Source organism: Arthrobacter sp. TMS2-4 (assembly GCF_054511075.1).
This window is the reverse complement of the sequence record NZ_JBTNDI010000004.1, coordinates 192914-217224: the sequence shown is the minus strand read 5'-3', so window position 1 is coordinate 217224 and position 24311 is coordinate 192914. Positions and strand designations below refer to the sequence as shown.

At 70.2% G+C, this 24311-nt stretch carries 24 protein-coding genes and 1 tRNA gene; 21 read left to right on the top strand and 4 right to left on the bottom strand.

Features of this window, described 5'->3' with window-relative positions; all coding sequences use genetic code 11:
• The 4 genes from ACX80F_RS08010 to ACX80F_RS07995 all read left to right on the top strand — a co-directional run bounded on the left by ACX80F_RS08010 (nt 1) and on the right by ACX80F_RS07995 (nt 4776).
• Nucleotides 1-1377, top strand: coding sequence for a 3-oxoacyl-ACP reductase (locus ACX80F_RS08010; RefSeq protein ID WP_459335853.1), 1377 nt, complete (start codon nt 1-3; stop codon nt 1375-1377).
• Nucleotides 1374-2282 (top strand): MaoC/PaaZ C-terminal domain-containing protein, encoded by a 909-nt coding sequence (locus ACX80F_RS08005; protein WP_459335852.1) that lies wholly within the window; start codon nt 1374-1376, stop codon nt 2280-2282. Before ACX80F_RS08010 ends, ACX80F_RS08005 begins: the two co-directional genes overlap by 4 nt.
• Before the next feature lie 156 nt (nt 2283-2438).
• A complete protein-coding gene (locus ACX80F_RS08000; protein ID WP_459335851.1) occupies nt 2439-3398 on the top strand; it encodes a trypsin-like serine peptidase in 960 nt (319 codons plus the stop codon).
• A 97-nt stretch (nt 3399-3495) separates the two neighbouring features.
• The gene (locus tag ACX80F_RS07995; RefSeq protein WP_459335850.1) at nt 3496-4776 is read left to right on the top strand and encodes a kynureninase; all 1281 of its coding nucleotides are present in this window, start codon (nt 3496-3498) and stop codon (nt 4774-4776) included.
• Nucleotides 4777-4880: 104 nt separating this feature from the next.
• Here the strand turns inward: ACX80F_RS07995 and ACX80F_RS07990 are convergent, their stop codons facing one another.
• The gene (locus tag ACX80F_RS07990) at nt 4881-5201 is read right to left on the bottom strand and encodes a hypothetical protein (RefSeq protein ID WP_459335849.1); all 321 of its coding nucleotides are present in this window, start codon (nt 5199-5201) and stop codon (nt 4881-4883) included.
• Between the two features lie 247 nt (nt 5202-5448).
• On the opposite strand from ACX80F_RS07990, the gene ACX80F_RS07985 reads away from it, so the two are divergent.
• The 3 genes from ACX80F_RS07985 to ACX80F_RS07975 all read left to right on the top strand — a co-directional run bounded on the left by ACX80F_RS07985 (nt 5449) and on the right by ACX80F_RS07975 (nt 8160).
• Nucleotides 5449-5532 (top strand) — tRNA-Leu (locus ACX80F_RS07985).
• A 122-nt stretch (nt 5533-5654) separates the two neighbouring features.
• Nucleotides 5655-6956: a M20/M25/M40 family metallo-hydrolase gene (locus tag ACX80F_RS07980; RefSeq protein WP_459335848.1), complete on the top strand. Its 1302-nt coding sequence runs from the start codon at nt 5655-5657 to the stop codon at nt 6954-6956.
• Between the two features lie 28 nt (nt 6957-6984).
• A complete protein-coding gene (locus ACX80F_RS07975; RefSeq protein ID WP_459335847.1) occupies nt 6985-8160 on the top strand; it encodes an acyl-CoA dehydrogenase family protein in 1176 nt (391 codons plus the stop codon).
• A 31-nt stretch (nt 8161-8191) separates the two neighbouring features.
• Here the strand turns inward: ACX80F_RS07975 and ACX80F_RS07970 are convergent, their stop codons facing one another.
• Entirely contained in the window at nt 8192-8425 is a 234-nt protein-coding gene (locus ACX80F_RS07970; protein WP_459335846.1) for a DUF5703 family protein, read from the bottom strand.
• 40 nt (nt 8426-8465) lie between these two features.
• Between ACX80F_RS07970 and ACX80F_RS07965 the strand changes: the two genes are divergently transcribed.
• A complete protein-coding gene (locus ACX80F_RS07965; protein ID WP_459335845.1) occupies nt 8466-8738 on the top strand; it encodes a hypothetical protein in 273 nt (90 codons plus the stop codon).
• 21 nt (nt 8739-8759) lie between these two features.
• Here ACX80F_RS07965 and ACX80F_RS07960 read toward each other — a convergent pair whose 3' ends face one another.
• A complete protein-coding gene (locus ACX80F_RS07960) occupies nt 8760-9686 on the bottom strand; it encodes an aldo/keto reductase (protein ID WP_459335844.1) in 927 nt (308 codons plus the stop codon).
• A 70-nt stretch (nt 9687-9756) separates the two neighbouring features.
• Here ACX80F_RS07960 and ACX80F_RS07955 point away from each other — a divergent pair, with 70 nt between their 5' ends.
• Together ACX80F_RS07955 and mshC are read left to right on the top strand one after the other, a co-directional pair.
• A complete protein-coding gene (locus tag ACX80F_RS07955; protein ID WP_459335843.1) occupies nt 9757-10581 on the top strand; it encodes an undecaprenyl-diphosphate phosphatase in 825 nt (274 codons plus the stop codon).
• A gap of 23 nt (nt 10582-10604) precedes the next feature.
• Nucleotides 10605-11870 carry a cysteine--1-D-myo-inosityl 2-amino-2-deoxy-alpha-D-glucopyranoside ligase gene (mshC, locus tag ACX80F_RS07950; RefSeq protein ID WP_459335842.1) on the top strand — a complete coding sequence of 422 codons (1266 nt, stop codon included), beginning with the start codon at nt 10605-10607 and terminating at the stop codon, nt 11868-11870.
• 18 nt (nt 11871-11888) lie between these two features.
• On the opposite strand, the gene ACX80F_RS07945 is transcribed toward mshC, so the two are convergent.
• Nucleotides 11889-12746: a PAC2 family protein gene (locus ACX80F_RS07945; protein WP_459335915.1), complete on the bottom strand. Its 858-nt coding sequence runs from the start codon at nt 12744-12746 to the stop codon at nt 11889-11891.
• Nucleotides 12747-12883: 137 nt separating this feature from the next.
• Here ACX80F_RS07945 and ACX80F_RS07940 point away from each other — a divergent pair, with 137 nt between their 5' ends.
• The 11 genes from ACX80F_RS07940 (at nt 12884) to ACX80F_RS07890 (ending at nt 24254) form a co-directional block, all read left to right on the top strand.
• Nucleotides 12884-13702 (top strand): HAD family hydrolase, encoded by an 819-nt coding sequence (locus ACX80F_RS07940; RefSeq protein ID WP_459335841.1) that lies wholly within the window; start codon nt 12884-12886, stop codon nt 13700-13702.
• Nucleotides 13699-14865: a site-2 protease family protein gene (locus ACX80F_RS07935; RefSeq protein WP_459335840.1), complete on the top strand. Its 1167-nt coding sequence runs from the start codon at nt 13699-13701 to the stop codon at nt 14863-14865. The genes ACX80F_RS07940 and ACX80F_RS07935 overlap by 4 nt, the downstream gene beginning before the upstream one ends.
• A gap of 82 nt (nt 14866-14947) precedes the next feature.
• A complete protein-coding gene (locus ACX80F_RS07930; RefSeq protein WP_459335839.1) occupies nt 14948-16018 on the top strand; it encodes a tRNA (adenine-N1)-methyltransferase in 1071 nt (356 codons plus the stop codon).
• Nucleotides 16019-16157: 139 nt separating this feature from the next.
• The gene (gene arc, locus ACX80F_RS07925) at nt 16158-17915 is read left to right on the top strand and encodes a proteasome ATPase (RefSeq protein WP_459335838.1); all 1758 of its coding nucleotides are present in this window, start codon (nt 16158-16160) and stop codon (nt 17913-17915) included.
• A 77-nt stretch (nt 17916-17992) separates the two neighbouring features.
• Nucleotides 17993-19558 carry a depupylase/deamidase Dop gene (dop, locus tag ACX80F_RS07920; RefSeq protein WP_459335914.1) on the top strand — a complete coding sequence of 522 codons (1566 nt, stop codon included), beginning with the start codon at nt 17993-17995 and terminating at the stop codon, nt 19556-19558.
• Between the two features lie 46 nt (nt 19559-19604).
• On the top strand, nt 19605-19811 hold the full coding sequence (locus ACX80F_RS07915; RefSeq protein ID WP_459335837.1) for a ubiquitin-like protein Pup: 207 nt from the start codon (nt 19605-19607) through the stop codon (nt 19809-19811).
• Nucleotides 19812-19814: 3 nt separating this feature from the next.
• Entirely contained in the window at nt 19815-20642 is an 828-nt protein-coding gene (gene prcB / locus ACX80F_RS07910) for a proteasome subunit beta (protein ID WP_459335836.1), read from the top strand.
• Nucleotides 20643-20645: 3 nt separating this feature from the next.
• Nucleotides 20646-21389 carry a proteasome subunit alpha gene (gene prcA, locus ACX80F_RS07905; RefSeq protein WP_459335835.1) on the top strand — a complete coding sequence of 248 codons (744 nt, stop codon included), beginning with the start codon at nt 20646-20648 and terminating at the stop codon, nt 21387-21389.
• Nucleotides 21389-22750 carry a Pup--protein ligase gene (pafA, locus tag ACX80F_RS07900; protein WP_459335834.1) on the top strand — a complete coding sequence of 454 codons (1362 nt, stop codon included), beginning with the start codon at nt 21389-21391 and terminating at the stop codon, nt 22748-22750. Before prcA ends, pafA begins: the two co-directional genes overlap by 1 nt.
• A 90-nt stretch (nt 22751-22840) precedes the next feature.
• Entirely contained in the window at nt 22841-23815 is a 975-nt protein-coding gene (locus ACX80F_RS07895; RefSeq protein WP_459335833.1) for an FKBP-type peptidyl-prolyl cis-trans isomerase, read from the top strand.
• Nucleotides 23816-23858: 43 nt separating this feature from the next.
• Nucleotides 23859-24254 (top strand): FKBP-type peptidyl-prolyl cis-trans isomerase, encoded by a 396-nt coding sequence (locus ACX80F_RS07890; RefSeq protein ID WP_459335832.1) that lies wholly within the window; start codon nt 23859-23861, stop codon nt 24252-24254.
• Nucleotides 24255-24311: the final 57 nt, after the last annotated feature.

Sequence of the window (24311 nt, the reverse complement as noted above, 5' to 3'; positions counted from 1 at the left end):
ATGGCCGACAACTACCTGGACCTCGTGAACACACCCCTGCCCGGGAAGATCGCCAAGGCCCTCGGCCTTCCGCGCCCCTCGGTACTCCGCCGCTACACCCCGGGGGAGTCCATCGCGCCGAAGCCCGTGCTCGTCACCGGATCGGGTCCCGGGGCGGAGGCGCTCGCCGACGTCCTCCTGAGCTGGGACGTGGAGGTGCGGCGTCACGTCCTGCCGGGTGAGAAGCTCAGCGCCGCCGTCGTCGTGCTGGACCGGGCGGCCTCGCCCGCCGACCTCGCGGCACCCATGCTCGAACTCGGGCAGGCGGCCAAGGTGCTGGTACCGGGCGGTCGCGTGGTGGCGGTCTTCCGCTCCGCCGCGGACACCACGGACCCTGCGGTGGCCGCGGCGCGCCAGGGTGTCGACGGCGCCATCCGGTCCGTCGCCCACGAACTGCGCGGCGGAGCCACGGCCAACGGCATCATCCTGCGCACGGGCGCCACGACGACGGACGCCACGACGCTCGGCGCCCTCCGTTTCTTCCTCTCCGGCAGGAGCGCGTACGTGGACGGACAGTTCCTCGAGGTGACCGGGACGCCGCCCGAGAGCATCGCAGGACTCGCGGCCGCCACGACGGCGGCGGGGGAGGGCGTACCCGATCAGCCGCTGTCGGGCAGAACCGCCGTGGTCACCGGGGCGGCCCGCGGCATCGGAGCGAAGATCGCCGAGATCCTCGCGCGGGACGGAGCCCGCGTCGTCGCCGTCGACGTCCCGGCCGCGGGTGAGCAGCTCGCGCAGGTCGCGAACCGGGTGGGCGGGACGGCCCTGCAGATCGACATCACCACCCCCGACGCGGCGGCACGCATCCTCGAGCACGTCGGCGGACGCTACGGCACCCTCGACATCGTGGTGCACAACGCCGGCATCACGCGGGACAAGCTGCTGGCCAACATGGACGCCTCCCGGTGGGACTCGGTGATCGCCGTCAACATCGCCTCCCAGCTGCGCATGAACGAGCACTTCCTCGCGTCGCCGGTCTTCTCCTCGACGGCGCGGATCATCAGCCTCGCCTCGACGAGCGGCATCGCCGGCAACCGCGGGCAGAGCAACTACGCGGCATCGAAGGCCGGCGTGATCGGCATGGTCCGCGCGCAGGCAACCTCCTTCGACGGCGGCGGCCGGACGATCAACGCCGTCGCGCCAGGCTTCATCGAGACGGACATGACGGCGAAGATCCCGCCCCTCACCCGCCAGGTGGCTCGTCGGCTGAGCAGCCTGCAGCAGGGCGGGCTTCCCGTGGACGTGGCGGAGGCGATCACCTTCCTCGCCTCCGACGCCGCCGCGGGAATCAACGGTCAGGTCCTCCGGGTGTGCGGGCAGAACCTGGTGGGCGCATGAGTGAGGCCCTCCGTCAGGAGGTGACGTTGCCGGGCGTGCCGGCCCTGCCCGGGCTCTACCGCCAGGCCCTCGCACTGGCCGTACGGCGGAAGGTCGGGCGGGCGACCGTCCCGCTCGAGGTCCCGGCGGTGCACCACGGTGTCCGAGGGGTCCGCGTGGACCTCGCTGCGCTCACCCGGTTCCAGCAGCTGCTCGGGTCCGCCGCGCGGGACGTCCTGCCGTCCGCCTACGTCCACACGCTCGCGTTCCCGGTGGCCATGAGCGTCCTCGTGCGGCCCGACTTCCCGCTGCCGCTGCTCGGCATGGTGCACCTCAGCAACGAGGTGCACCAGGAGCGCCGGATCGACGCCTCCGAGGTGCTCGACGTCGTGGCCTGGGCCGAGCACCTTCGCCCGCATGCGGCCGGGACGCAGGTCGACGTCACCCTCGAGGTGCGCGCCGGCTCCGAACGTGTGTGGACCGGCCGGTCCGTCTACCTGGCGCGTGGTGTCCGACGCGACGGTGCCGGCTCCGGCGAGCGCCGGGACGAGGAGAGGCCGGTGTTCACCGCCCCCACCCCGACGGGCGTCTGGCGCCTCGATGCGGACCTGGGCCGACGGTACGCCGCTGTCTCGGGCGACTGGAACCCCATCCATCTCAGCGCGCTGACGGCGAAGGCACTCGGGATGAGGACGGCGATTGCGCACGGCATGTACCTGGCCGCCCGCATGGTGGACCAGGCCGCCCCAGCGCCGTTCGGGGCCCTGCGCTGGCGCATCGATTTCGCCACGCCCGTGCTCCTGCCCGGGAGTGTCACGACGTCGTTCGCCCGGCGTGACGAGGACGGTGTGCGCCGGACGGACGTCGTCGGATGGTCCGCGACGCGCCGCCGCCCCCACTTCACCGGCTGGGTGCGCGCGGAATAGTTGCATGCCGACCGGTGCCTGTCCAGACGCACGGCGATTTTCGGGGGCAATTCTTCCGAACCCGTCCTTTCCGCTGGGCAGGCGCCGTGTGGTCGGGGCAGACTCCGACTACCAGCCCCCGACGGCTGGCCCACACTGTAGGAAATGAGGAGTTTCGTGAACTCTCGAGGTCTCAAAGCAGGGCTGATCGCCGCATCGACCCTGATGGCATCGGCGATGATGGCAGCAGGTCCGGTCCAGGCAGCACCGGCGGCGCCCCCCGCCGACGCCGCCACCGTGTCCCACGCGCAGAACCAGGGCCAGGCGGCCCTCGACGCCTACTGGACGCCGGACAGGATGAAGAACGCCAAGCCCGCCACCACGATCAACTCCGGCTGGGCCGCCGAGGGCCGCTCGGTGATGCCGAAGGCGGGGGAGCAGTCGGTGACGAAGGCGCCCACCAAGCCCGTCGCGGAGACGCGTGCCACCGCCCAGTCCACGGTTCCCCGCATCGGCAAGGTGTTCTTCACCCAGGGCGGACAGAACTACGTTTGCTCCGGCAACTCGGTCCAGAGCGGGAACCAGAGCCTCGTCGCCACCGCAGGACACTGCATGCACGATCTCGCGACCGGGTGGGCCACGAACTTCGTCTTCGTCCCCGCCTACAACAACGGCGCCGCACCCTACGGCAAGTTCACGGCCCGGTCGCTGGTGTCGACCAGCGAATGGGTGACCCGCAACGACATCAGCTATGACGGCGCCTTCGCCGTCATGAACACGCTCAACGGCAGGACGCTCGCCGCCACCGTGGGCGCGTCGAGCATCGGCTTCAACATGTCGCGCGGGCTCACCTACAGCGCCTACGGCTACCCCGCCGCCTCACCGTTCAACGGCGAGCGCCTCTACAGCTGCTACGGGAAGGCGTCCGCTGACCGCATCGGCGGCACCCTGTCGCAGGGCATCCCCTGCGACATGACCGGTGGTTCCTCGGGCGGCCCGTGGTTCGTCGGTTCGGGTTCCACCGGGACGCAGAACTCGGTCAACAGCTTCGGCTACAACACCCAGGCCAACGTGATGTACGGTCCGTACTTCGGCAGCTCCATCCAGTCCGCCTACTCCACGGCGGCCAGCCGGTAGTCCAGCAGACATCAGGCACACGGGCGGTTCCCCTGCCGGGGGACCGCCCGTGTGCCGTTCGTCCGGGTTCGTGACAAACCGCCCCTAGACTGGGCGCATGACCGGCTTCGACCTCTTCACCCGCGCGGCGGAGCTCGACGCCGCGGACCCCCTCGGAGGGCACCGCGCGCTGTTCCTCGGCACGGAGGACGCCTCCGTGCTCTCCTATCTCGACGGCAACTCCCTCGGCCGCCCGCTGCTCGTGACTGCGGACGGCCTGGCCTCGTTCGTCCGCGACCAGTGGGGCGGCCGGCTGATCCGCGGCTGGGACGAGGGGTGGCTGGGGCTGGCGGAACGGATCGGCGACCAGCTGGGGCAGGTGGCACTCGGTGCGGCGGCGGGCCAGTGCGTGGTGGCCGATTCGACGAGTGTCATCCTCTACAAGCTCGCACGCGCGGCGGTGGCGGCCCGCCCCGGCCGGACCGAGATCGTCATCGACCGCGACAACTTCCCGACGGACCGGTTCATCGTCGAGGGGATCGCACGCGAGCGCGGCCTGACCCTTCGGTGGATCGACGTCGCGTACGACGGCGGGGCGACGCCCGCGGATGTCGCCGCCGTCGTCGGACCCGAGACGGCCCTCGTGCTGCTCAGCCATGTCGCCTACCGCTCCGGGTTCATCGCCGACGTCCCCGCCATCACGAGGATCGCCCACGACGCCGGCGCCCTCGTCCTCTGGGACCTCAGCCACTCCGTCGGGTCCGTTCCGGCGGACCTCGATGCCTGGGACGTCGACTTCGCGGCGGGCTGCAGCTACAAGTACCTCAACGGCGGACCGGGTGCTCCGGCCTGGGCGTACGTGGCGCAGCGGCACCTGCCGACCCTCGACCAGCCGATCCTCGGCTGGCTGGGCAGCGCGAACCCCTTCGCCATGGGCTCCGCCTACCAGCCCGCCGACGGCGTCCGACGCCTGGTCTCGGGAACACCCCCCATCCTCGGCATGCTCCCGATGCGGGACATGCTCGCCCTCCTCGAGGACGTCGGGATGCCGGCCGTGCGGGCGAAGTCGGAGGAGCTGACCGCCTTCGCCGTCGACGCCGTCGACGCCGTCCTGGTGCCGTACGGGGTGGTCCTCGCGTCGCCGCGCGCCGCGGCGGACCGCGGCGGCCACATCACCGTCGACCATCCGGAGTTCGCCGGGATGGTGCCGGAGCTGTGGCAGGACGGCGTCATCCCCGACTACCGCAATCCCAACGGGATCAGGCTCGGCCTCTCGCCCCTGTCGACGTCGTTCCACGAGGTCGCCGTCGCCGTCGGGGCCATTGCCGCGCGCCTGGAACAGACGGAACGCAGGACCGGCGGCGGGTGCCTGGACCCGGCGGCGCGCACGACCGGGTAGGGCACGGCGACGGAGGCCCTGCGGCGTCAGCTTGAGTTGTTTGACCGATGCCCTTGTCTACAGGAGCATCTCGCCCTGATCGCGCGGGCGTCACCGTCCTGACCTCAGTCAGCGCCGTGCTGGAGGTGCCCGGAGCTGTACGGGGCGCCCTGCTGGCGGCAGAGGTCGTCGTACAGTTCGTTGACGGCCTGCGAGATGCAGTCCCGCTCCACTTCCGGGAGATCGATCAGTCCGTTCAGGTAGGCGGCGACTTCGTACTCGTCCACGCCTCCACCCATGCTGGAGTAGTGCTCCCAAAGGTCGTCGACGGAGATGTTGGCACGCTTCATGGCGTCGCAGGTCAGGGCATGCTGCTGCTGGTCGCGCTTCGCGTCCGGCTTCCCGTCCCGCCCCCGGTCGGTCTCGATGAAATCCTTGTCGGCCATGGCGTTCCTTCCCGTCACTCGAGGCGCACCGGGCGCCCATCAGTCATCCCTTCAGGATAGGCAGGGGATGCGGGCGAAACACGGGCCGCTGCGAGGGTTGCGAGCGAGCTACTGACCGTCTAACCCCGGACACCGCTCGACAAGGACGCCCCGCGCGGGTGGACACCCGCCGATTCAACATCCGGGCCAGTGCCGTGTTAGAGTATTTCTCGTTGCTTTCACCGGTTTCTACGGTGAAAAACCACCCGCGCGGGTGGCGGAATGGCAGACGCGCTAGCTTGAGGTGCTAGTCCTCTTATTGAGGGTGGGGGTTCAAGTCCCCCTCCGCGCACAGTGAAGCCCCTAGTCAGAGCAATCTGGCTAGGGGCTTTCTCGTGTCCTCGCGCAGGGCGGCCGTCGGCGGACACACGCGCTCGGTAGGCTGGAGACGCAACCGCTACCGAGGAGGACCACGTGGGCATCACACCCGAAGATGAAGTCGTCAGGATCTGCCAGGAACTGATCCGCATCGATACCTCGAACTTCGGGGACAACGCAGGTCCGGGGGAGCGGAAGGCCGCCGAGTACACGGCCGCGCTCATCGAGGAGGTCGGACTCCCGACCCAGCTCTTCGAGGCCGCGCCAGGCCGCACCTCCGTCGTCGCCCGCATGGAAGGAACGAATTCCTCCCTGCCCGCCCTCGTGGTGCACGGCCACCTCGACGTCGTCCCCGCCCAGAAGGAGGACTGGACGGTCGATCCCTTCGGCGGGGAGGAGAAGGACGGACTGATCTGGGGTCGCGGTGCCGTGGACATGAAGGACATGGACGCCATGATCCTGTCGGTCCTGCGGTCCATGCAGCGCGACGGCATCAGGCCCAAGCGGGACCTCATCTTCGGCTTCTTCGCCGACGAGGAGGCCGGCGGCGCCTACGGCGCGTCCTGGCTCGTGGACAACAAGCCGGAGGTCTTCGAGGGAGCCGCAGAGGCCATCTCCGAGGTGGGCGGGTTCTCCGCGACGATCGGCGGCCAGCGGACCTACCTCCTGCAGACGGCGGAGAAGGGCATCTCCTGGCTGCGCCTGGTGGCACACGGCCGGGCAGGGCACGGTTCCCAGATCAACACCGACAACGCCGTCACCGCCCTGGCGCGGGCGGTCACCCGCATCGGTGACCACGCCTGGCCCATCGAGCTCACCCCCACCACGCGGCAGTTCCTCGACGGCGTCACCGAGCTGACCGGTGTCGAGTTCGACCCGGACAACCCGGACGTGCTCCTGAGGGAGCTCGGCACCGTGGCGCGCTTCGTCGGGGCCACCCTGCAGAACACCGCGAACCCCACGGTGCTCAAGAGCGGCTACAAGCACAACGTGATCCCCGGGACCGCCGAGGCCCTGATCGACGTGCGCACGCTGCCCGGCCAGCAGGACCAGGTGCTGGAGATCATCCGCGGGCTCGCGGGTGAGGGCGTCGAGGTGAACTATGAGCACAAGGACACTTCGCTCGAGGTGCCGTTCGCGGGCAACCTCGTGGACTCGATGATCGACGCCCTCCACGCGGAGGACCCCGGGGCGAAGGTCCTCCCGTACACGCTCTCGGGCGGCACGGACAACAAGTCGCTGAGCCGCCTCGGCATCACGGGCTACGGTTTCGCGCCCCTGCAGCTACCTGACGAGCTCGATTTCACCGGCATGTTCCACGGCGTCGACGAGCGCGTGCCCACGGACTCGCTGCGGTTCGGCGCGAAGGTGCTCGCCCGCCTGCTGACCACCTACTGAGCCACATCGGACCACCGCAGGAGGCGCCATGACCCTCACGACGACGACGGACGGCACCGTCCAACTCCTGCCGGATGACCTGCTGGAGCGGTTCCGGGGACGGGCGGCGGGCTACGACGCCGCGAACACCTTCTTCGCCGAGGACTTCGACGAGCTCACGGCCATCGGGTACCTGCGTCTCCTGGCCGACACCCCACCCGGTGACGCCGGCGGGATGGTCCGGGCAGCCGCGGCGCAGCGCCGGCTCGCGGCGGCAGCACCGGCCACGGCGCTCGGCATCAACATGCACCTGGTCTGGACGGCTGTCGCCGGTCTCCTCGCGGACCGCGGCGACCCCTCGCTGCGCTTCGTCCTCGACGACGCCGCGCGGGGCGAGGTGTTCGCCTTCGGCGTGTCCGAGCCCGGCAACGACGCCGTCCTGTTCGACTCGCTGACCCGCGTGGAACGCCTCGCCGACGGCGGCTTCGCATTCACCGGCACCAAGGTGTTCACGAGCCTCTCGCCCGTGTGGACCCGGCTCGGGGTCTTCGGGAAAATCGAGGGAGAGGGCCGCGGGGACGACAGGATCCTCCACGCCTTCGTCCCGCGCGGCACACCCGGGGTGAAGACCCTCGAGGACTGGGACCCCCTGGGGATGCGCGCCACCCAGTCCAACACGACCCGCCTGGAGGACGTCCGCGTGCCCGCACACGCCGTATTCCGGTCACTGCCGGTGGGACCCAACGCCGATCCGCTGGTCTTCGGGATCTTCGCGGCCTTCGAGACCCTCATCGCGTCCGTCTACCTCGGCATCGCGGACCGCGCCCTGGACCTTGCGGTGGACGCGGTGACACGGCGCCGCAGCCACGTGGGGGACCGCGCGCTGTCCGATGATCCCGTGCTGCGGAACCTGCTGGCCGGACCCGCCATGCGGCGGACCGGGGTGGAGGCAGAACTCCGTCAGGTCACCCTGGACCTCGACGCACGTGCGGGGGAGCCGGCGCAGTGGTTCTCGCGCCTCGTGACGCTCAAGACCCATGCGGTGGAGGCCGCGGTGGCCGCCACCACGGTAGCGCTCCACGTGGGCGGGGGATCGGGCTTCTCGGCGTCGTCGGAGGTGGTACGGCTCCACCGCGACGCGCTGGCCGGGCAGTTCCATCCGTCGACGGAGGAGTCGGCGCGGGCCACGGTCGCGACCGCACTGCTGGGACCGCCGTCGGCCTGACGGACCGCGGTCCGCCCGACGGCGGCCGGGCTCAGGCGGTGCGCTCGACGCGGAGCACTTTCCGCCGCAGCCAGTACCGCCGGCCACCGCCCATGTAGATGCAGCTCCGCTCGAGTTCCCACTTGCCGTACTCTGCATGCTCGGCGACGAGTTTGCGCGCGGCCGGCAGTGGTTCGCCGGCGTTCACGGTGAGGACCAGGTACTCGTACTGCCGTCCGAAATCGCGCTTCCGGACGGCTGTCGCGTTCACAAAATGTTCTCGCATTTCCCTCCAATTCGGTTCACTTTACCGATAACGTCTAGCCATGAGCATAGATCCGCGTGTCGCGCTCCAGTCCCTCGTGACGGCCCTCGAAGAGCATCTTGCGGCCTCCGCGTCGCGCCGGCGCGAGGACGATCCGGCGGTGGAAGCTGCGTACGTGGGAATCGCCGACGCCTTCGAGGTCTACGAGGAGGCACTCTACGACGCCTTCGGCGAGATCACCCCCCTCGAGATCTACGAGGAACCGGACGACGACGAGGACGACGAGGGCGCCGAGTATGCGACGGACCTCGTGGAGGCCGAGGTAGAGAACTGATTCCCGGACAGGGACCTCCTCTCAGGCGGAGACCTCGTCGAGGACCGCGGCGATGGGGTCGGCCACCGGCACGCCGCTGGTCTGCAGGATCTCCTTGAGCTGTTGCGGTGTCCGGGCGCCCACGATCGCGGCGGCCACGCCGGGCCGGTGCAGGAGCCAGCGCAGCGCGAGTTCGTGCGGCTGCAGGTCCAGCCCGCGCGCCGCCGTACACAGCGCCTCCGTGATGCGCTGCGGCTTCCCATCGAGATACGGCTCCACGTAGGGCGCCCACACGTCGGAGGCCCCCCGTGATTCCGTGGGGATCCGACCGCGGTACTTGCCCGTCAGGACGCCTCGTCCGAGCGGACCCCACGCGAACACGGCCGCCCCGAAGGCCTCCGCGGCGGGCAGTACGTCCCGCTCGGCGCCACGGTTCACGAGCGAGTACTCGACGTCGTTGACCAGGAGCGGGAAGGACGCCGTGGCTGCCGCGCGCGCGAACTCCCAGCCCGCGTAGTCGGACACCCCGACATAGCGCGCGCGGCCGGTCACATAAGCGGCTTCCAGCGCGCTCAGCGTCTCCTGCAGGGGGACGACGGGGTCGGGTGAGGGCGCGAGCCACACGTCGACATGGTCCGTGCCGAGCAGGGACAGGGAGGCGTCGAGCGAATCGAGCAGCCCCCGGCGCGATCCGTCCAGGCGCCGGCTGCCGGTGCGGGTGGTACCGCCCTGCACCACGAGGACGAGCTCCGAGCGGGCGACGGTGTCGCCGATGAATCCACCCAGGATCGCCTCCGCCTGACCCTCGCCGTAGCGCGCCGCGGTCTCGACGAGCGTGCCGCCGGCGTCGGTGAAGATGCGGAGTTGCTCCCGGGCGGCCTCCTCGGACACTTCCTGGCCCCAGTTCATGGTGCCGAGCCCCAGAGCGGACACGGTCAGGCCGCTCATCCCCACGTTTCGCCGTTGCATGAGGCCTAGCCTAAAGCCTGCCACCGGTGCGATACCTCAGGGGCGTGCGGCATGGCTTAGGGTCTTAAGGGTGAATTGGATAGAAGCGATCATCCTGGGGTTCGTCCAGGGCCTTACGGAATTCCTACCCATTTCATCGAGCGCACACCTGCGCATCGTGGGCGAGTTCCTCCCGAACGCGGAGGACCCGGGCGCGGCGTTCACCGCCATCACCCAGCTGGGCACCGAGACCGCCGTCGTCGTCTTCTTCTGGAAGGACATCGTCCGGATCGTCAAGGCCTGGTTCGGCGCGCTGGGGGGCACGGTGCCCCGGAACGACCCCGATGCGCGCATGGGCTGGCTGGTCATCATCGGCAGCGTACCCATCGTCGTGCTCGGGCTCCTGTTCCAGGAACAGATCGAGGGCTCGTTCCGCAGCATGTGGATCGTCGCGACCATGCTGATCGTCTTCGGGATCATCCTGGCGGTCGCCGACGCCGTCGGACGGCAGACCCGCGACCTCACGAGCCTCACCTACCGGCACGGCATCCTGTACGGACTGGCGCAGGCACTGGCGCTGATCCCCGGCGTGTCGCGCTCAGGCGGCACCATCACCGCGGGCCTGCTCATGGGCTACACCCGCGAGGCCGCGGCCCGTTACTCGTTCCTGCTGGCCATCCCCGCCGTCTTCGGCAGCGGCGTGTTCCAGCTCGTGAAGAGCTACGACGAGACCGGGCCGTACGGGCTGGGGGAGACAGCCCTGGCCACCCTGGTGGCCTTCGTGGTCGGGTTCGCGATCATCGGCTGGTTCCTCCGGTACGTCACCACGCGCGGTTACGGGCTCTTCGTCTGGTACCGCATCCTGCTCGGCCTCGCTCTGTACGCGCTTCTGGGCTTCGGTGTCATCAGCGCCTGACGGCGGCCCGTAAAGTTGATTCTGTGATTGCGTGGAATTCGACTCCTGTCCCAGTACTCGACGGCACCCAGTCGGGTATGACCCTGTTCGATACGGCGCTCCGGGAGTCCGCACGCCTGGCCGACCATTCGGTGCAGAGCCTCTATGTCTGCGGCATCACCCCCTACGACGCCACGCATCTCGGCCATGCGGCCACCTACGTGGCTTTCGACCTCCTCAACCGGACCTGGCGTGATGCCGGCGCCACGGTGCGCTACGTGCAGAACGTGACCGACGTCGACGATCCGCTCCTCGAACGCGCCACCGCCACCGGGGTGGACTGGCAGGACCTCGCCGCGGGCCAGATCGCCCTGTTCCGTGAGGACATGGAGGCCCTGAATGTCCTGCCACCGGACCATTACATCGGGGCCGTCGAGTCCATCGACTGGATCGTCCCGATCGTCGAGAAGCTGGTGGGGCGCGACCTCGCGTACACCGTGCCCGGGGAGGGCGGGGAACCCGACGGCGACGTCTACTTCTCCCTCGACGCGGCGGCCGCCCTCGACAAGGACGACGACGCCCGCTGGTTCCTCGGACAGGTGTCCCACCTCGACGCCGAGACGATGCTCGCGCTGTCGGCCGAGCGCGGCGGGGACCCGCAGCGACCTCACAAGCGCAATGCCCTCGATCCCCTCCTCTGGCGCGTGGCACGGCCCGGCGAGCCGAGCTGGCCCGCCGGGTCGCTCGGCGACGGCAGACCGGGCTGGCACATCGAGTGCGCCGTGATCGCCCAGCAGTTCCTGCCGTCCCCGTTCACCGTGCAGGGCGGAGGCTCGGACCTCGTCTTCCCGCACCACGAGATGAGCGCGTCCCACGCCTGGGCGGTCAGCGGCACACCCCTCGCGCAGCACTACGCCCACGCCGGGATGGTCGGTTACGACGGCGGGAAGATGAGCAAGTCGCGCGGCAACCTGGTCCTCGTGTCCACGCTGCGCCGGGCGGGCGTCGATCCGGCGGCCATCCGCCTCGCGATCCTCGCACACCACTACCGCTCGGACTGGTCCTGGACGGACGGCGTGCTCGACGCCGCGATCCGCCGCCTCGCCACGTGGCGCGACGCGGCGCGGTCGGCGACCGATGACGACGTCGTCGGCCTCCGTGAGCAGGTGCGGACGCACCTCGCGGACGACCTCGATGCGCCGTCCGCGCTGGCCGCGATCGACGCGTGGGCTGCGACGCCACGCGCGGGCGGGACGGACGGACGGGCACTGGCGGACGTCGTCGACGCCCTGCTCGGCGTCCGGCTCTAGGGCCGGGCGGCAGCCGGACTACTGCTCGCGCCGGCGCTTCTTCAGGTACCGCTCGAACTCCCGGGCGATGGACTCGCCGCTGGCCTCCGGGAGGTCCACGGTGTCCTTCGCCTCCTCGAGCTGGCGGACGTAGGCGGCCACCTCCGGGTCCTCCGTGGCGAGTTCGTCCACCCCGCGTTCCCAGGCCTCCGACTCCTCCGTGAGCACGTGCGTGTCCACGGCGATCTGCAGGATCTCCTCGAGCTTGTTCAGGAGCGCGAGCTGCGCCTTCGGGGAGGGCGACTGGCCCACGTAGTGCGGGACGGCCGCCCACAGCGACATGGTGGGGATGTCCGCGAGGAGTCCCATCTCCGCGAGCACGCCCACGATCCCGATCGGCCCCTCGTACGTGGACGGCTCGACGTCGAGGCTCTGTCGGACGACGTCGTCGTCCGACGTGACCGTGACGGGGATGGGCCGCGAGTGGGGCACGTCGGCCAGGAGCGCACCGACCAGGACGATGCAGTCGACATTGAGCTCCTTCGCCAACGCGACCAGTTCGGCGGTGTAGGCACGCCACTTGTAGGACGGCTCGACGCCGTTGACGAGGATCAGGTCAACGTTCGAGTGGGGCACGACGGTCTTGCTGATGCGGGTGTTGGGCCACTTGATCCGGCGCTGCCCCGCAGCGTTCCGCTTGATCATGGGCCGTGTGAACTGGAAGTCGTAGAACTCGTCGGCGTCGATCGTGGAGATGCGCTCACTGCCGAAGAAGCGCCCCATGTACTTCAGCGCGTCGCTGGCCGCCTCACCGGCGTCGTTCCAGCCCTCGAAGGCCGCCAGCATGATCGTGATCCTGCGCTCGGGCTCGCCGGCGTCCTGGAACAGGTCCTGCACGCCGGTCGCCTGGTTCTCCTCGAAGCTATCCACGCTCTCACCCTAAACCCGGTGCGCGGCGATGTCAGGCGGACCCCGGCACCGCCCGACGGCACCACGGGCGGGTCCGCCCGGGCCGCCACCGTAGACTTGGAGGCATGGCAACCCACCCCACCGGCAGCATGCACCTCCTTGCCCCCGACGCGGTCGACGACGGGCGATCGGCCTCCGCCGGGAACTCCGGCGGCCTGCGGGGCGTGCTCTGGGACATGGACGGAACCATCGTGGACACCGAGCCCTACTGGATCCGGGCCGAGACGGAACTCGTCGAAGCGCACGGCGGCACGTGGACGGACGAGCAGGCCACCGCGCTCGTCGGCCAGGCCCTCGAATACTCCGCGGGACAGCTCCAGCGGGCCGGGGTGGACCTCGGCATCCGCGAGATCATCGACCACCTGACCGGGCGCGTGGCGGCCGACGTGGCCAGGGCCGTCCCCTGGCGCCCGGGAGCGCGGGAACTGCTCGCCGCGCTGCACGCCGAGGGCGTCCCCTGCGCCATGGTCACGATGTCCGAGACCCTCCTCGCGAGCGCGGTTGCAGCGCACCTGCCCGAGGGGACGTTCTCCCACCTCGTCACCGGGGACCGCGTGAGCCAGGGCAAGCCCGACCCGGAGGCCTACCAGCTGGGCTTCGACCTGCTGGCCGCCGACAACCCGGGTCTGGACAAGGACGGCGTGGTCGCCATCGAGGACTCCCTACCCGGCGTGACCGCAGCCCTCGCGGCCGGCCTGACCACCCTCGCCGTCCCGCACTTCGTGCTCCTTCCGCCCGATGCGCGCCGCACCGACTGGGACACGCTCGCCGGGCGGACGCCCGCGGACCTCGCGGCCCTGCTGCCCGCCGCAAGGGGCACCGCTCGGGACACCGCCCGGGACGCGTCCGACGACCGGTTCGACGACGGCGAGAACGTCGCGTGAGCGCTCCCAACGACGCTCCGCAGCGGGAGACCAGCCCGGGCCTCTCGCTCGGCCGGATCGCCGGTGTCCCCGTGATCCTCGCCTGGTCCTGGTTCGTGATCACCGCGTTCATCGTGCTGCTCTTCGGGCCCCGCGTCGGCCAGGCCATCCCCGGGATTGGCGTCGGCGCATACGCCGTCGCCCTCGGTTACGCCCTGCTGCTCGCGGTGTCCGTGCTCATCCACGAGCTCGCTCATGCCCTCACCGCCCGCGCGTTCGGCTGGCCCACCACGCGGATCGTGCTCAACCTGTGGGGCGGGCACACCCAGTTCGCGAGCTTCAACGCGTCCCCGGGGCGCTCCCTCCTCGTCGCACTCGCGGGGCCCGCCGCGAACTTCGTGCTCGCCGGCCTCGGCTGGGTGATCCTCCAGATGGTGGCCCCGGGCGGCGTCGCCTTCCTCCTGACGATCATCCTCGTCTGGGCGAACCTGCTCGTCGCGGTCTTCAACGTGCTGCCGGGGCTGCCCCTGGACGGCGGGCGCATCGTGGAGAGCGCCGTCTGGCGAGCCACCGGGAGCCAGGAGAAGGGCACCGTGGCGGCCGGCTGGGCGGGACGCGTCCTCGTCGTCCTGCTCCTGGGTCTCGTGGTGACGGTGCCCCTCGTCCAGGGCCGCGGCCCCGACCTCACGTTCATCCTCATCGCCGTAGTCATGGGCGCCTTCCTGTGGATGGGCGCGTCCGCCGCCATCACGAACGCCCGGATGCGCCTGCGCCTGCCCGCGATCAGTGCAGGACGCCTGCAGAGGCCCGCGGTCGGCGTGCCGGCCGGCACGAGCGTCCTCGCCGTCCGCCGCATCCTCCGGGAGAACCGGGGCACCGCCGTCGTCCTGACCGGGCCGTCCGGCGTCCCCGAGGCCGTGGTGGACGACGCCGCGCTACTGGCCGTCCCGGACGACGCCGCAGCCGACACGGCGGTCCATGCCACCGCACGGCGCCTCGCCGCCGGCGCGTACGTCCCGGAGTCCGCCGAGGGGCAGGAGCTCGTGCAGTTCCTCGCGCGGCTGGAGGGCAACGAGTACGCCGTCGTGAACCGTTCGGGCGCCGTCACCGGAGTGCTCCACCAGCGGACGGTGGTGCAGGCCATCACCGGCAAGGGTGCCGGGCCGACCTCACCCGACGCCTGACCGCCGGCCACCCGGCCCGCCCACGTCCCCCCTTTCCGCCTCATTCATGCCGGCCCCGCCGGCCCACGCCGAAGGACCACCCATGAGCACCACCCCCACCCCCGACGCACCCGCCGCCCCGCACGGCGCAGCAGCCCGCCGCGGACCGTTCCGCGCGGGCGAACGCGTCCAGTTGACCGACGAGAAGGGCCGGATGAACACCGTCACCCTCACGCCCGGCGGCGCCTTCCACACCCACAAGGGCTTCCTCCAGCACGACTCGCTCATCGGTGTCACCGAGGGCACCATCCTCGAGAACACGACCGGTCAGCTGTACCAGGCCCTGCGGCCCCTCCTGTCGGACTTCGTCCTGTCCATGCCGCGCGGCGCGGCCGTGGTCTACCCGAAGGACGCCGGGCAGATCGTCACGATGGCCGACATCTATCCGGGTGCCCGCGTGGTCGAGGCCGGCGTGGGCTCCGGAGCGTTGTCCATCTCGCTGCTGCGGGCTGTCGGAGACAACGGCTACCTGCACTCCTTCGAGCGCCGCGAGGAGTTCGCGGACATCGCCCGCGGCAACGTCGAGACCATCTTCGGCGGCCCCCACCCGGCCTGGCAGATCACCCTCGGCGACTTCCAGGAGCAGGTCCTCGCCCAGGAAGCCCCCGGATCGGTGGACCGCGTGGTCCTGGACATGCTCGCGCCCTGGGAGTGCCTCGACGCCGTCGCCACCGTCCTCGCCCCCGGCGGCGTGTGGATCAGCTACGTGGCCACCGTCACGCAGCTCTCCCGCACCGCCGAGGCCATCCGTGCGGACGGCCGCTTCACCGAGCCCGAGGCCTGGGAGTCCATGGTGCGCGGCTGGCACCTCGAGGGCCTCGCCGTGCGTCCGGACCACCGCATGGTCGCCCACACCGGGTTCCTGCTCACCACCCGCAGGCTGGCCGAGGGGGCCACCGGCTTCACCCCGAAGCGCCGGCCCTCCAAGACCGGGTTCAGCGACGAGGACCTCAATGCCTGGACGCCGCAGGCCGTGGGGGAGCGCGACGTCTCCGACAAGCGGCTGCGCCGCGTCGCCCGCGATGCGGCGTCGACCATCCAGCGCGGCTCCCTGCCCGCCGAGGAGGCCCAGGCCCGCCGCGACGCGATCGCCGACGGCGGCACCGTCGAGTAGTTCGGCGCGCACCCGCCGACGGGAAGAGGTCGGCGGGCCCCGTGCGTTAACACGTGGCAGCAACAGTACGTAAAGCGGACAGACGTCTGCGCTAAGGTCGAAAGACAGCCGAAGGTCGAACCGAAGGTGGCGAACCGAAATGCCGCAACCCGATGATCACGCTCCCGCCGCCGGACCGCGCGAGCCGCAGTCCCCGCTCGTCGACAACTCCGCCGCGCAGCGCCAGCTGAACGTCCTGCGGGACAAGCTGCGCCACATCGACCGCCAGCTGGGCACAGCCACCCAGAACAACGGGAAGCTCGTCAGCGCCCTCGAGGCCGCGCGCACCGAGATCGTCCGGCTGAAGGCCGCCCTCGAGAAGGAGGGAGCGGCACCCTTCAGCTTCGCCACCGTCATGCAGGTCAACCCGAAGCGACCGTCGGAGCCCGGCACCACCACCGAGGCCACGGTGCAGGACACCGCGGACATCCTGCAGTCCGGGCGGAAGCTGCGCGTCACCGTGAGCCCGCTCATCAACGTCCGCCAGCTCGCACCCGGCCAGGAAGTGCTCCTCAACGAGTCCCTGACCATCGTCGCCGCCCTCGGCTACGAACGCGCCGGGGAGATCGTCACCGTCAAGGAACTCCTGGGCACCGACCGCGCCCTCGTGGTGGGGCGCACGGACGACGAACGCGTCATCAAGCTCAGCGGGCCCCTGCAGACCGAGAAGATCCGGGTGGGCGACGCCCTCGCCGTCGACACGAAGTCCGGGTACGGCCTGGAGAAGGTGCCGCGCAGCGAAGTGGAGAACCTCGTGCTCGAGGAGGTCCCGGACATCGCGTACGGGGACATCGGCGGGCTCGGCCCGCAGATCGAGCAGATCCGCGACGCCGTCGAGCTGCCCTTCCTGCACCCCGACCTCTACCGGGAACACGGGCTCAAGCCGCCCAAGGGCATCCTCCTGTACGGACCGCCGGGCTGCGGCAAGACCCTCATCGCCAAGGCCGTCGCCAACTCGCTGGCCGCCCGCGCCGCCGAACGCGCCGGCGTGGAGCAGATCCGCAGCTACTTCCTCAACATCAAGGGCCCCGAACTGCTCGACAAGTACGTGGGGGAGACCGAACGCCACATCCGGCTCATCTTCGCCCGCGCACGGGAGAAGGCCTCGGACGGTAGCCCCGTCGTCGTGTTCTTCGACGAAATGGACTCCCTGTTCCGGACCCGCGGGACGGGAGTCTCCTCGGACGTCGAGACGACCATCGTGCCGCAGCTGCTCAGCGAGATCGACGGCGTCGAGAAGCTCGAGAACGTGATCGTCATCGGCGCGTCGAACCGCGAGGACATGATCGACCCCGCCATCCTGCGGCCGGGGCGGCTGGACGTGAAGATCAAGATCCAGCGGCCCGACGCCGAGGGCGCCGCGGAGATCTTCGCGAAGTACGTCACGGCCGACCTGCCGCTGCACGCGGACGATCTGGCCGAGAACGGCAACGACCCGCAGACCACCATCGCCGAGATGATCCGGCGCACGGTCGAACAGATGTACTCGACGGACAAGTCCAACGAGTACCTCGAGGTGACCTACGCCAACGGTGACACGGAGATGCTCTACTTCAAGGACTTCAACTCCGGGGCGGTCATCCAGAACGTCGTGGACCGTGCGAAGAAGTACGCCATCAAGGACCTCCTCCTCGACGGCAGCAAGGGCCTGCGCATCGAGCACCTGATGCGCGCGGTGGTGGACGAGTTCCGCGAGCACGAGGACATGCCCAACACCACGAACCCCGACGACTGGGCGCGGATCTCCGGCAAGAAGGGCGAGCGCATCACCTACATCCGTACCATCGTGCAGGGCAAGGCAGGCCAGGAACCGGGCAAGTCGATCGAGACGACGGCGAACACGGGCCAGTATCTGTGATCGTCACGGGCGGACGACGGGCCGGACAGCCGGGGGAACTGCCCGCCGTCGGTGAGGGGATCTCCGTCCACCGCGTCATGGGGACGGAGACCGAGTACGGCATCATCGCGCCGGCGCTGCCGTCGGCGAATCCCACGCTGCTGTCCTCGCAGGTGGTCAACGCCTACGCCGCCACCCTGCGCGAAGGACTCGGCAACCTCGCCGGGACACGCTGGGACTACACGGACGAGACACCGCTCACCGACGCCCGGGGCTTCCGGATGGACCGTGCCAGCGCGCATCCGAGCCAGCTCACGGACGAGCCCGTCGAACTCACCGCGGAGCAGATCGCGCTGGAACGCGGGGAGCCCGCCGAGGCAGCGGTGCTCATGAACCTCGTGCTCACCAACGGCGCCCGGCTCTACGTGGACCACGCCCACCCGGAGTACTCCTCACCCGAGGTCACCAGCCCCCTCGACGCCGTGCTCTGGGATCGTGCCGGGGACCACGTGGCCGTCGCCGCGATGAACCGCATCGGGGCCACACCCGGCTTCTCGCCGGTGATCCTCTACAAGAACAACACGGACAACAAGAGCGTCTCCTACGGCTCCCACGAGAACTACCTCGTCCCCCGGAGCGTGCCCTTCTCGAAGCTGGCAGAGGCGCTCATCCCGTTCTTCGTCTCGCGCCAGGTCATCTGTGGTGCCGGCCGCGTGGGCCTCGGACCCCTCAACCAGGAACCCGGCTTCCAGATCAGCCAGCGGGCCGACTTCTTCGAGAACGAGATCGGCCTCGAGACGACCGTCCGCCGCCCCATCATCAACACGCGCGACGAGCCCCACGCCGTCGCGGAGAAGTACCGGCGGCTGCACGTCATCATCGGCGACGCCAACCTGAACGAGGTCTCGAACTACCTGAAGGTCGGCACGACCGCCCTCGTCCTCTCCCTCATCGAGCAGGGTCTCGCGCCGGTGCCCGACCTCGAGGACCCGGTCGAGGCGCTGCGCGCCATCAGCCACGACCCCTCCCTCACGGTGGAGGTACGGCTCAGGGACGGGCGGAGCCTGACCGGGCTCCAGCTGCAGGAACTCTACTGCGACGCGGTCCTGGCGGCGCTGCCGGCGGACGCGGACCCGCAGACCCGCGACGTCGTCGACCGCTGGCAGTCCCTGCTGACCACGCTGAGGAGCGACCCGATGACGGCAGCGCGGGACGTCGACTGGATCGCGAAACTCAGCGTCCTGGAGGCGTACCGGGCACGGGACGGCCTCGCGTGGACGGATCCCCGGCTCGCGCTGATCGACCTGCAGTACGCCGACCTGCGGCCCGAGAAGGGCATCTACCAGCGGCTGGCCCGCCGGGGCGACGTCGAGCTGCTCGTCGATCCCGCCGACGTCGCGCGCGCCGCCGTCGAACCTCCGCGCGACACGCGCGCCTATTTCCGGGGCCGGTGCATCGCCGAGTACCCCGCAGAGGTGGTGGGGGCGAGCTGGGATTCGCTGATCTTCGAACTCCCGGGAGAGCGGAGGCTGCAGCGTGTGCAGACACGCGAACCGCTGCGGGGCACTGCGGCGCTCACCGGCGCGTTGTTCGATGCAGCCGCGGATGCGGAGGATTTCCTCGCCCGATTGTTGAGCGACCCGGATCGCCGCGTGGCACCATAGGAACCAGATCTCCGAACTGATCACGACGACGGAAAGGGTGGACACCGTGGCGACACAGGACCGCAGGAACACCGGCGGCTCGTCCTCCGCGGAGGAGGAGGAAGTCCCCGACCCCGCACCCGCTGCCCCCGCGGCTGCGCAGGACTCCGGCCAGACCCAGGGCGTCGACGACCTGCTCGACGAGATCGACGGCGTCCTCGAGTCGAACGCGGAGGAATTCGTCCGCGGGTTCGTGCAGAAGGGCGGCCAGTAGCGGATGCTCCCGGATGATGCCGCGGCAGCGGTCCCACGGGCCGCCTCGACGTCCTTCGCCGACTACCTGGGCGTGCACCATCCGCACATGCTGCCGTCGAACCGGACCCTCGGACCGGTGACGGCCACCTCCGATGCCTCCCGTCTCGCCCCGCACGCGACGACGATCGTCTCGCTCACCTTCCCGGGGGGCGTCCTCATGGCCGGGGACCGCCGCGCCACGATGGGCAACGTCATCGCCAGCCGCCACATCGAGAAGGTGTTCCCCGCCGATCGCTCCTCGGTGCTCGGGATCGCCGGCAGCGCCGGCATCGGGGTCGACCTGGCGCGGCTCTTCCAGGTGGAGCTGGAACACTACGAGAAGATCGAGGCCACCATGATGAGCCTGGACGGCAAGGCGAACCGCCTCGCCGCCATGGTCCGCCAGAATCTCCCGATGGCCATGCAGGGCCTCGCCGTCGTCCCGCTCTTCGCTGGCTTCGACACCGACCGGCACCTCGGACGTCTCTTCTCGTTCGACGTCACGGGAGGCCGCTACGAGGAGCACGAGCACCACTCCGTCGGCTCGGGCTCGGTCTTCGCCCGGGGCGCCCTGAAGAAGCTGTGGAACCCGGGCCTCGACGAGGCGTCCGCCGTCCGTGTGGCCGTCGAGGCCCTCTACGACGCGGCCGACGACGACTCCGCGACCGGCGGACCGGACACCGTGCGAGGGCTGTGGCCCGTGGTCTACGTCGTGGACGCCGCCGGCACGCGCCGCGTGCCCGAGCGTGACCTCGAAGCCGTGGCGCACACCATCATCGACGCCCGATCGTCCGCGGGCCGGGAGGCATAGGCCATGACCCAGCAGTTCTACGTCTCGCCCGAGCAGCTGATGAAGGATCGCGCCGACTTCGCGCGCAAGGGCATCGGGCGCGGCCGATCGGTGGTGGTGATGAGCTGCCGGGACGGCATCGCCCTCGTCGCCCAGAACCCGTCCCCCTCCCTGCACAAGCTCGGTGAGATCTACGACCGCATCGCCTTCGCGGCGGTCGGCAAGTACAACGAGTTCGAGAGCCTCCGCCAGGCCGGGGTCCGCTACGCGGACGTCCGCGGCTACTCCTACGCCCGCGAGGACGTCACCGCACGCGGCCTCGCCAGCGTGTACGCACAGAGCCTCGGCGCCGTGTTCACCGCCGAGAGCAAGCCCTTCGAGGTGGAGCTCGTCGTGGCCGAGGTGGGGCGCGTCCAGGACGCCGACCACCTCTACCGGCTCACCTTCGACGGTTCCATCGCCGACGAGGCCGGCTTCGTGGTCATGGGCGGCGCCGCCGACGCCGTCGTCGGCGCCCTCCGCGGGACCTGGACCGCGGATGTCGGCCTGGCCGGGGGCGTCCGGGCCGCGGCGCGGGCCCTCGCGAGTGCCGCGACCCGCGCGTCGGCCGACGGCGACCTGCCGGAGACGCCGGTCCTGGACCCCTCCGTCCTCGAGGTCGCGTTCCTGGAGCGGGACCCGGACACCCTGCGCGGGAGCCACCGCGCATTCCGGCGGATCGGCGGCCCCGAACTCGAGAGCATGCTCCAGGGCGGACAGGACAGCTGATGGACCGGCGTATCTTCGGTGTCGAGACCGAGTTCGGGATCTCCTACTCGGGGCCGGACTCGCGTCCGCTGTCGCCCGAGGAGGTGGCCCGCTACCTCTTCCGGAAGGTCGTGAGCTGGGGCAGGTCCTCCAATGTGTTCCTCACGAACGGGTCCCGTCTGTACCTCGACGTCGGATCCCACCCCGAGTACGCCACGGCGGAGTGCGACGACCTCGCGCAGCTCATCGCCCACGACCGCGCGGGCGAGCTGATCCTGGAGGACCTCGTCGCCGAGGCTCAGCGGAAGCTCTCCCACGAGGGCTACGACGGGCGGATCTACCTCTTCAAGAACAACACGGACTCCGCGGGCAACTCCTACGGCAGCCACGAGAACTACCTCATCCCGCGCAAGCTCGAGTTCGCCCGGCTGGCCGACATCCTCATCCCGTTCCTCGTGACGCGCCAACTGCTCGTCGGTGCCGGCAAGGTCCTCAAGACGCAGACCGGCTCCCTCTACGCCTTCTCCCAGCGCGCGGACCACCTGTGGGAGGGCATCTCCTCCGCCACCACCCGCTCACGCCCCATCATCAACACCCGCGACGAGCCGCACGCCGACGCCGAGCACTACCGCCGGCTGCACGTCATCGCCGGCGACTCGAACATGTCCGAGACCACCACGCTGCTCAAGATCGGCTCGGTGGACCTGCTGCTGCGGATGGTCGAGGCGGGTGAGCTGATGCGCGACTACCGCCTGGAGAACCCCATCCGCAGCATCCGGGAGATCTCCCACGACCTCACGGGCCGCCAGCTCCTCAAGCTCGCCAACGGCCGCCACATGACGGCGCTGGAGATGCAGCGCGAGTACCTGGCGAAGGCGACGGCGTTCGTCGAGCAACACGGGGCCCACAACCGGCACGTACCCGCCATCCTGGACCTGTGGGAGCGCGTCCTCGACGCCGTGGAGACGGGGAACACCTCGCACATCGACCGGGAGGTCGACTGGGCCATCAAGAAGAAGCTCATCGACCGCTATCTTGCCCGGTCCGGGGGAGACCTCGACTCGGCGAAGGCCGCCCAGCTCGACCTCACCTACCACGACATCTCCCGCACGCGCGGACTGTTCTTCCTCCTCCAGGCCAGGGGCGAAGCCCTGCGCGTCATCGACGAGACGGCGGTGAAGGAGGCGGTGGACGTGCCGCCGCAGACCACCCGGGCGCGGCTCCGGGGTGAGTTCGTCCGGCGTGCGAAGGAGGCGAACCGCGACTACACGGTCGACTGGGTGCACCTCAAACTCAACGACAGGGCGCAGCAGACCATCCTCTGCAAGGACCCCTTCGCCTCCGTCGACGAGAGGGTCGAGGCACTCCTGCAGCAGTTGTGACGGGGACGGCGGTCCCCGATGCCGTTAGGCTTGTCGGGGCCCATTGTTCAGCGGGCACCCTGGACCGGACACCGAACCGAAAGTAGCTTCGTGCGAAAAGTACTCACAACCTCCCTGGCGCTCACGCTGTTCGTCTCAGCCTGTGGCGGGCCCACGACGGACGACCTGACCGGAGATCTGGGCGGGGGTTCGTCCGGACCGTCGGCCGGCGCCGCCGGGATCCTCGAGTCGGTGGAAGTGTCGGGCGGCACCGACGAAGAGGCACCGACCGTCGAGTTCGACGAGCCCCTCGACATCACCGGCGTGGCCGCGAGGACCGTGGTGGAGGGCGACGGGGACGCCATCGAGGCCGGCGAGGAGCTCCGCTACCAGCTCGTGTCGCTCAACGCCGAGGACGGCGAGGTCCTCGGGGACACCTACAGCCGGGGCGAGCCGCAGGTCCTCCCGGTCGACGACATGCTCAAGGAGCAGGACGCCGAGCTGTACGAGGTCCTGACCGGTTCCAAGGTCGGCGCCCAGGTGGCGTACACCCGCCCCGCACCCGAAGCCGCGGAGGGCCAGCCGGCCGCCCCGGAGCAGCTGATCGTCCTGAAGGTGATCTCCGCGGAGCAGCCCCCGCCCGAGCCCGAGGTGCTCTCGCCCGAGGAGGTCCAGGAGCTCGACGACGCCGGCGAGCTGCCCACGTTCACCTTCGGTGACGACGGCGCGCCCGAGGTCAGCATCCCGGACAACGAGCCCTCCGACGATCTCGTGGTGAAGGTCCTCAAGGAGGGCACCGGCGAGGAAGTCACCGAGGCCGACACCATCACCGCCAAGTACGCCGGGTGGCGCTGGGAGGACGGCGAGCAGTTCGACTCCAGCTACGAGCGCGGCGAGCCCGCCGAATTCCCGCTGACCGGCGTGATCGAGGGCTGGACCAAGGGCCTCGCCGGCCAGAAGGTCGGCTCCCAGGTGCTCCTCGTCATCCCCGGCCAGATGGGCTACGGGGACCCCGCGCCCGAGGGACGCCCCTCCGGCACGCTCGTGTTCTTCGTCGAGATCACCGACAAGGCCTCCGCCGAATAACGCCGGCCCGGCCAGTATCCATCCACCGATCCAAGGAGTACCCATGTCATTCGGACACCGCGAATTCGACCGCCAGAAGCCGGAGATCGACTTCCCCGCGCACGACGTCCCCGCCGACCTCGTCATCGAGGACATCATCACGGGCACCGGCGACGAGGCCAAGCCGGGCGCGACCGTCTCCGCCCACTACGTGGGGGTCGCGTTCTCCACGGGCGAGGAGTTCGACGCCTCCTGGAACCGTGGCACCCCGCTCGACTTCAAGGTCGGCGTCGGCCAGGTCATCCAGGGCTGGGACCAGGGGCTCCTCGGCATGAAGGTCGGCGGCCGCCGACGCCTGGAGATCCCGTCCCACCTCGCCTACGGCGCGAGCGGCGCCGGATCGGCGATCGGCCCGAACGAGGCGCTGATCTTCGTCGTCGACCTGGTCGGAGTGCGCTAGCGCACCGCGGCGGGCCGCAGGTGCGCGACTGCCCGGGCCCCCTAACACGGAAGGGAC